Annotated in this window: 7 protein-coding genes; all 7 read right to left on the bottom strand. The window is 56.6% G+C overall.

The window, feature by feature from the left end; genetic code table 11:
• Positions 1 to 424: 424 nt before the first annotated feature.
• A complete protein-coding gene (locus CJF39_RS06290) occupies positions 425 to 1,276 on the bottom strand; it encodes an alpha/beta fold hydrolase (RefSeq protein WP_094992626.1) in 852 nt (283 codons plus the stop codon).
• Between the two features lie 421 nt (positions 1,277 to 1,697).
• Entirely contained in the window at positions 1,698 to 3,167 is a 1,470-nt protein-coding gene (gene nuoN, locus CJF39_RS06285) for an NADH-quinone oxidoreductase subunit NuoN (protein WP_094992625.1), read from the bottom strand.
• 7 nt (positions 3,168 to 3,174) lie between these two features.
• Positions 3,175 to 4,707: an NADH-quinone oxidoreductase subunit M gene (nuoM, locus tag CJF39_RS06280; protein WP_094992624.1), complete on the bottom strand. Its 1,533-nt coding sequence runs from the start codon at positions 4,705 to 4,707 to the stop codon at positions 3,175 to 3,177.
• Between the two features lie 38 nt (positions 4,708 to 4,745).
• The gene (gene nuoL / locus CJF39_RS06275; RefSeq protein WP_094992623.1) at positions 4,746 to 6,599 is read right to left on the bottom strand and encodes an NADH-quinone oxidoreductase subunit L; all 1,854 of its coding nucleotides are present in this window, start codon (positions 6,597 to 6,599) and stop codon (positions 4,746 to 4,748) included.
• Entirely contained in the window at positions 6,596 to 6,904 is a 309-nt protein-coding gene (gene nuoK / locus CJF39_RS06270) for an NADH-quinone oxidoreductase subunit NuoK (protein WP_003446970.1), read from the bottom strand. The genes nuoL and nuoK overlap by 4 nt, the downstream gene beginning before the upstream one ends.
• Position 6,905: 1 nt before the next feature.
• A complete protein-coding gene (gene nuoJ / locus CJF39_RS06265) occupies positions 6,906 to 7,409 on the bottom strand; it encodes an NADH-quinone oxidoreductase subunit J (protein ID WP_094992622.1) in 504 nt (167 codons plus the stop codon).
• Positions 7,410 to 7,418: 9 nt separating this feature from the next.
• Positions 7,419 to 7,967, bottom strand: coding sequence for an NADH-quinone oxidoreductase subunit NuoI (gene nuoI / locus CJF39_RS06260; protein ID WP_016780194.1), 549 nt, complete (start codon positions 7,965 to 7,967; stop codon positions 7,419 to 7,421).
• Positions 7,968 to 7,971 lie beyond the last annotated feature (4 nt).

Raw genomic sequence — 7,971 nt, 5'->3', positions numbered from 1 at the left:
GCCATCTTGGCCTCCTGGCTTTAATGGCGGTGTATTTTACAGAAAATCGTATTTCTTGGGTTTACGTACAGAGCCTAAGCGCGCTTTTAATTTAGTTGCCTGTATTCTTGGCTGTCAATGAACGCAGTTTCAACTTGCGCGAGCGAATTAATATTTTGGTACATGTTTATTTTTGTTCGGTGCTATTCACTGTTCGGTTGGTGTGGGAAGGCGCTGGAATGCGGGTGTGACCGGCGTTTAATAATACGGAGGCGTGAACTTGAGTGTAGGTACAAGGGTGAGTGTGTGAGGTGTTTATTGTAGGGCTGTCAATAGAGTGCTTTTTTACAGTCAGGGCGTTTTTTTAAGTTGTGTAGGGCTCATCACTCATTTCAGGAATTAAGCGAGAGTTCGACGCGATAGGCAGTATTTTCTTACTAAAACCTTATGGGGCGAGTGTTTGTCGGATGTGGCTCAGTAAGGTGGGCTCAAGTGCATTGTGGCCTGCCTTGACCAGCAAGCTTGGGCCGCTCGAGCGCTCTTGCAGCCAGCGCATGCTCAGCAGTCCGCATGGGTCGTCTATTCCTTGGATAAGGGTCGTGTTGGGGCCGATTCGAAGATTCAGGTCCTCAGGGGTGAAGAAGTAGTGGTTGAGGTGATAGTGCAGTTCGAGACGAATGGAGGCGATGGCCGAGCTGTCTACAAAGTCATCCAGTTGCTCATCGGTCATGATCCCTGCGAGGTGGGCCTTGCTCCAGTTGAGCGCTGCAGCGCGGCGGGCTTCATGGCTATCTGTGCACAGCGCCTTGTAGGTTTGGTTGAGGGTCACGCCTACATCGGGTAAACGTTCAAGGGTTTGCTCGAGTATCCGTTCATAGGCACTAAACACTTTTTCTTCAGGTGCAAATACCGACGCAGCAACGCACCGGTTAACGCGATGCTTGAACCGGTGCTGATATTTCAGAGCCAGCCAACTGCCCCATGACACCCCGAGCACGCTGAGGCGTTCAAATCCAAAGTAATGGCGCAGAGCGTCTATGTCTTGAACCAGTGCATCCGTATTGTTATCCGTTAGTCGCCCTTGGGGCGTGGAGCGCCCGCAGCCCCGTTGATCAAATAAAACGACATCAACGTGCTTAAGATCAAAGAACAGCAGATGTTTTTCATTACAGCTTCCGCCGGGTCCGCCGTGAATAAAGAAAACGGGTTCGCCGCCGAGGTTTCCATGTCGTTCCCAATACAACTGGTGGCCATCGGTCGTTGAGTAATAACCGCTGGACTGGTGAAGAGTCTGCATGGGTCATTTTCCTTTGGTATTTTAAAAGTCGGTGCGCAGTTTTATTTATTGTTTCTAAGGCAGGAAGCTCGCGAGGCAGCGAATGTATGAGGGATAAAAATACCTGTCAATGCACCGTGTTTTTCAGTTTTGTAATAAGTATTTGATAATTTGTATGTGCAGGAAGGGGACGTATAGAGGCGCAGGCTGCTGTCGTTGCTGAGTGTTTCGCAAGGTATAAACAGCAGAGGGGAAAGCAGTGCCAATGGCTAAGCGTGGGTGAATTAACAGTGTGTAGGTAAGTGTCAATATCGAGTCTTTGGCAATCAATATTCAGAACTATTTTGGCATTACCCAGCTCGCGGGCTGTTTATAAACAGCTGATAAAAAAATACCCCGTGAAAGCCAGGCTTTCACGGGGTAGCGGGTCGGGCGAGAGGGGTTAGCCCAGCAAGCCCAGGGTGGCGCGTTGTACCAGTTCCAGCATCGGCTGAGGGTAAACACCCAGCACGAAGACCAATACCGACACAGCGAGCAACATCACGCCGCCTGCTTGCTGTTCCCAATTGAGCGGAGCATCGTGGCGATGCAGTTTCGGTTCAACAAGGTACAGAGTGACCATCACACGCAGGTAGTAGAAGACGCCGATGGCACTGCCCAGGATCAGGGAAGCCACCAGCCACCATTGCTGCGCCTGAACACCGGTAGCAATGATGTAGAACTTGCCGATGAAGCCTGCGGTCAGGGGAATACCGGCCAGCGACAGCATCATCACCGTCAGTACGGCGGTCATGTACGGACGGCGCCAGAACAGGCCGCGGTATTCATACAGGGCGTCCGCGTCACGGCCTTTGTAAGGCGAGGACATCAATGTGATCACACCGAACGCACCCAGACTGGTGAGTACGTAGGTGATCAGGTAGACGCCGATGGCTTCCATGGCCATGCCTTTACTGGCGACCAGAGCAATCAGAAGGTAGCCGAAGTGGGCGATGGACGAATAACCCAGCAGACGCTTGAGGTTGGTTTGCGTGAGTGCCAGCAAGTTACCGAACAGGATCGAGGCAATCGCGATCACGGTCAGTACGTCGCTCATGACGCCGGTGGTGGCGGCAGGAGAGATCTGGAACAACCGTACCATCACAGCAAATACCGCGACTTTCGAAGCGGTCGCCAAAAACGCCGCTACGGGCGCCGGAGCGCCTTCGTACACGTCCGGCGTCCAGAGGTGGAAAGGCACCAGCGACAGCTTGAACGCCAGACCGACCAGCATCATCCCCAAACCGAGCTGCGCGATGGCACTCGGAGCACCGGTAGCGGCCAACGCATGGCCGATGCCGCTGAAGCTCAGGCTGCCGGCTTCTGCGTAGAGCAAGGCCATACCAAACAACAGGAACGCTGAACCAGCGGCCGACAGCACCATGTATTTGATGCCGGCTTCCAGTGAACGTTTGTTGAAAAAGGCATAGGCCACGAGCCCGTAGACAGGGACCGAGAGCAGTTCCAGACCGATGAACAGGCCTGCCAGGTGTTGTGCGCTGACCAGTACCAGACCGCCCGACGCTGCCAGCAGCATCAATAAGTAAAGCTCTTCGCGGTTGCCCGGGTAACCTGTACCGCCTTCACCCAGATAGGCATGCGCAAGTGTCACGCAGGCCAGGGTCGCGACCAGGATCAGCCCGATATACAGGTAAGCAAAGTTGTCCAGCATCAACAGCGGAGTGACGGCCAATGGAGCGACTTTCAACGCCGGGAAGATCGACAGCAGTGCCAGGTTGAGACCCGCTACCGAGAGCAGGAAGGTCTGTGAGTGGTTGCGGCGCCACGCGATTGCCAGCATCACCACAACGAGGGTGATGCTGGTAATCAACAGTGGAGCAAGCGCGATAAAGTGTTGGATCGTGAATTCCATAGCGCTCTTACCGGGCCGAAGCGAGTTGAGTGAAGGCGGTGCCGAGCCATTGCTGCACGCCATTCATGGTCGCAGCAGAGGTGTCGAGGAACGGTTGCGGGTACACGCCGATGAAAATCAGCAATACCGCCAGACCGAGCACCATGATCATTTCACGTGCGTCCATGCCGGCCAGTACGGCGTCCGACTTGGAAGGGCCGAAGTAGGCGCGGTGAATCATGATCAACGAGTAGACCGAGCCAAACACCAGGCCGGTCGTGGCAATCGCCGTGACCCAAGGGAAGCTGGCAAACGAGCCAATCAGGATCAGGAACTCGCCGACAAAGTTACCGGTGCCCGGCAAGCCCAGCGACGCGGCAGCAAAGAACAGGCTAATGGCCGGCAGGTAGGCGATCTTCGACCACAAACCGCCCATTTCACGCATGTCACGGGTGTGCAGGCGCTCGTACAGCTGACCGCTGAGAATAAACAGCGCCGCCGCCGATACACCGTGCGCCAGCATCTGGATCACAGCGCCTTGCAGAGCCAGCAGGCTGCCGGAGTAAATCCCGATCAGTACGAAGCCCATGTGGGAAACACTGGAAAAAGCGATCAGACGCTTGATATCGGTTTGTGCGAAAGCGAGGAATGCGCCGTAGAAAATCCCGATCAGACCCAGGGTCATGGCAATCGGCGCGAATTCGGCCGAAGCGTTCGGGAACAGGGGCAGGGCGAAACGCAGCAAACCATACGCCGCGGTTTTCAGCAAGATACCGGCCAGGTCGACCGAGCCTGCAGTCGGCGCTTGTGCGTGAGCATCCGGTAACCAGGAGTGAAACGGTACAACCGGCAGTTTCACGGCAAAGGCAATAAAGAAGCCGAGCATCAGAATGTACTCGGTAGTGAGTGACATCTTGGTTTTCAGCAACTCGGCATAGCTGAAGGTCAGCACGCCGGTTTCATTGAAGTTGACCAGCACCAGACCGAGGATCGCCACCAGCATGATCAGGCCGGAAGCCTGAGTGAAGATGAAGAACTTGGTCGCTGCGTAAATGCGGGTTTTCTTACCGTCCGATGAACTGTGACCCCAGAGCGCGATGAGGAAGTACATCGGCACCAGCATCATTTCCCAGAAGAAGAAGAACATGAACAGGTCGATGGCGAGGAACACGCCGACCACACCGCCCAGGATCCACATCAAGTTCAGGTGGAAGAAGCCCACGTGACGCTGGATTTCTTTCCAGGAGCACAAGACCGACAGCACACCGAGCAAGCCGGTGAGCAAGATCATCAGCAGGGACAGGCCATCGAGCGCCAAGTGCACGCTGATGCCGAAGCGTTCGATCCAGGTGTGCTGGAACTCAAGCGCCCAGGCCGGGGCTGCGCCCGGGTTAGGTGCCAAGTGGTAGTCCCCGTGCGCCCACAGCCAGAGGCCGAGCGCAAGTTCAAGGGACATGGTCAGCAACGCAATCCAGCGTGGCAAGGTGGCGCCGAAGCGCTCACCCAGCCAGCACAGCAGGCCGCCGATAAAGGGGATCAGGATTAGCCAAGGCAGAATCATGACGGGCTCAATTCCTTTCGCAATGTCGAAGGTTCATATCAGACCGCTACCAGTACGATGGCGCCCATGACCAGTACCGCACCGGCAGCCATGGAAGCAGCGTACCAACGCAGTTGACCGGTTTCGCTGCGGCTCAGGGCGTTGTGCCCGGCCTTGGCCATCTTAGGTACCAGACCGATGGTCTGATCCAGAGGGTCTTTGCGCAGCAGGCGGCAGATCAACAGGTACGGTTTGACGAACAGTTTGTCGTACAGCCAGTCGAAGCCCCATGCAGCAAACCACCAGGCCGACAGGAAGCGACCAATACCGCTGTTGGCCACAGCCGTCACGAAACGACGCTTGCCCAGGTAAAGCAGGGCGGCCAGCAGGATACCCGCCAATGCGATGGCACCCGAGGCGATTTCCAGGCTGTGCTTGGCTTCGCCGCCGGCATGGCCAACGCTTTGTGGCAGTACACCCGCCAGTGGAGGCGTGATCATGGCGCCGATAAAGGTCGACAGGACGATCAGTACACTCAGTGGCAGCCAGTACGACACACCATGGCCTGCATGGGCTTGTGTCTTGGCTTCACCGTGGAAGGTGATGAAGATCAGGCGGAAGGTGTACAGCGAAGTCATGAAGGCACCCACCAGACCGGCGTACAGCAACTCGTTGTTGCCGCTGGCGAATGCTTCCCAAAGAATTTCGTCTTTGGAGTAGAAGCCTGCGGTCAGCAGAGGCAGTGCAGACAAGGCCGCGCCGCCGACGATGAAGCTGATGTAAGCCAGTGGCAGTTTCTTCCACAGACCGCCCATCTTGAAGATGTTCTGCTCGTGGTGGCAGGCAACAATCACCGCACCCGAAGCAAGGAACAGCAATGCCTTGAAGAAGGCGTGGGTCATCAGGTGGAAAATCGCGCCATCCCATGCTCCGACGCCCAAGGCGAGGAACATGTAGCCGATCTGGCTCATGGTGGAGTAGGCGAGGATACGTTTGATGTCGGTTTGCACCAGTGCCGCAAAACCGGCCAGTACCAGTGTCACACCTCCCACGATGCCCACCAGATGCAGCACTTCAGGCGCTAGTGTGAACAGGCCGTGGGTACGCGCGATCAGGTAAACACCTGCGGTCACCATGGTAGCGGCGTGAATCAGTGCCGACACCGGCGTCGGGCCGGCCATGGCGTCTGCCAGCCAGGTTTGCAGGGGCAGCTGCGCCGATTTACCGACCGCACCACCCAGCAGCATCAGGGTCGCCAGTACAATCCAGAAATCGCCGGCCTGGAACTTGAGCGGTGCCTGAACCAGCAGCTCCTGAATGTTCAACGTGCCCAATTGCTGGAACAAAATGAACAGGCCGATGGCCATGAACACGTCGCCGATGCGGGTCACGATGAACGCTTTGAGTGCGGCGTTACCGTTGTTGCGGTTGCTGTAGTAGAAACCGATCAACAGGTAGGAGCACAGGCCCACGCCTTCCCAGCCGAAGTACACGAACAGCAGGTTATCGGCCAGGATCAGGAACAGCATGCTGGCGATAAACAGGTTGGTGTAAGCGAAGAAGCGCGAGTAGCCGTCTTCACCGCGCATGTACCACGAGGCAAAGATGTGGATCAGGAAGCCTACACCGACCACCACGCCGAGCATGGTGACGGACAGACCGTCCAGGTACAGGGCGAAGTTCGGCTTGAACTCACCCACCGCCATCCACTGCCACAGCACTTGCGTGTAGTGACCGCCTTCAGGCGGCGAGACGTTGAATTGCCAGATCACGTACGCGGCCACAAGGGTCGACAGGCCGATGGAGCCAACGCCGATCAGGGCCGAGAGGTTTTCGCTGAAGCGTCCACGGGAGAACGACAGCAGCAAAAAGCCGATCAGGGGGAATACGAAAGTCAGAAAGAGAAGGTTCATCCGCGCATCTCACTGGCAGCATCGATATCAAGCGTGTGGAAGCGGCGATACAGCTGCAGCAGGATCGCCAGGCCAATACTGGCCTCGGCTGCTGCCAGGGTGATCACCAGAATGAACATGACCTGTCCATCCGGTTGCGCCCAGCGTGCACCGGCAACGATGAACGCCAGTGCAGCAGCGTTCATCATGATTTCCAGACTCATCAATACGAAGAGAATGTTACGGCGAACCATCAGTCCAACCAGACCGAGGCAGAACAGGACGCCTGCTACCGCAAGGCCATGTTCCAAAGGTATTCCAGGCATCTTATTGCTCCTTCGCCTCGTTGCGGCCCACGTGGAACGCCGTCACCGCTGCTGCAAGCAACAGCATGGAGGCGAGTTCGACCACCAGCAGATACGGGCCGAACAGGCTCACGCCGACGGCTTTTGCATCAATGGTGGTTTGACCGATGGCAGCGCCGCTCTGCTGTGCGAACAGCACGTACAGCAGTTCGGCCAGCAGGATGGCGGACAGAATGCTCGGTCCGATCCATATACCGGGTTTGAGCCAGTGACGCTCCTGCGTCACCGAGGCCGGGCCCTGGTTAAGCATCATCACCACAAACACGAACAGCACCATGATGGCGCCGGCGTAAGCGATCACTTCGAGGACGCCGGCAAAGGGCGCGCCGAGGCTGAAGAAGGTCATCGCCACGGCAATCAGCGAAATAATCAGGTAGAGCAGGGCGTGCACAGGGTTGGTGTTGGTGATCACGCGCAGCGTGGACACGACAGCAACACCCGATGCGAAATAGAAAGCGAATTCCATCGTTCTTCCTTAAGGCAGCAAGCTCTTCACGTTGATCGGCTCGGCTTCGTTCTGAGCAGCGCCTTTCGGCTTGCCTTCAACGGCCATACCCGCAACACGATAGAAGTTGTAGTCAGGGTTCTTGCCGGGACCGGAGATCAGCAGATCTTCTTTCTCGTACACCAGATCCTGACGTTTGAACTCGGCCATTTCGAAATCCGGCGTGAGCTGGATGGCGGTGGTCGGGCAGGCTTCCTCACACAAGCCGCAGAAAATGCAGCGTGAGAAGTTGATGCGGAAAAACTCCGGGTACCAGCGACCATCTTCGGTTTCGGCTTTTTGCAGCGATATGCAGCCTACCGGACACGCCACGGCGCACAGGTTACAGGCAACACAACGCTCTTCGCCGTCCGGGTCGCGGGTCAGGACAATCCGGCCACGGTAACGCGGTGGCAGGTAGACCGGTTCTTCCGGGTATTGCAGCGTGTCACGCTTGCGGAAGGCATGGCCAAACACCATCACCAGGCTGCGAAGCTGGGTGTAGGTGCCATGCACGATGTCAAACAAGTACTTGAACATGGGT

Origin of the sequence: Pseudomonas lundensis (assembly GCF_002269125.1) — a bacterium.
In the GTDB taxonomy this organism is placed as follows: Bacteria; Pseudomonadota; Gammaproteobacteria; order Pseudomonadales; family Pseudomonadaceae; genus Aquipseudomonas; species Aquipseudomonas lundensis_A.
This window is presented reverse-complemented; position numbering and strand designations above follow the sequence as displayed.

Coding starts and splice junctions, on each gene's coding strand:
- CJF39_RS06290 (WP_094992626.1), bottom strand. CDS start 1,276: ATGCAGACTCTTCACCAGTCCAGCGGTTATTACTCAACGACCGATGGC.
- nuoN (WP_094992625.1), bottom strand. CDS start 3,167: ATGGAATTCACGATCCAACACTTTATCGCGCTTGCTCCACTGTTGATT.
- nuoM (WP_094992624.1), bottom strand. CDS start 4,707: ATGATTCTGCCTTGGCTAATCCTGATCCCCTTTATCGGCGGCCTGCTG.
- nuoL (WP_094992623.1), bottom strand. CDS start 6,599: ATGAACCTTCTCTTTCTGACTTTCGTATTCCCCCTGATCGGCTTTTTG.
- nuoK (WP_003446970.1), bottom strand. CDS start 6,904: ATGCCTGGAATACCTTTGGAACATGGCCTTGCGGTAGCAGGCGTCCTG.
- nuoJ (WP_094992622.1), bottom strand. CDS start 7,409: ATGGAATTCGCTTTCTATTTCGCATCGGGTGTTGCTGTCGTGTCCACG.
- nuoI (WP_016780194.1), bottom strand. CDS start 7,967: ATGTTCAAGTACTTGTTTGACATCGTGCATGGCACCTACACCCAGCTT.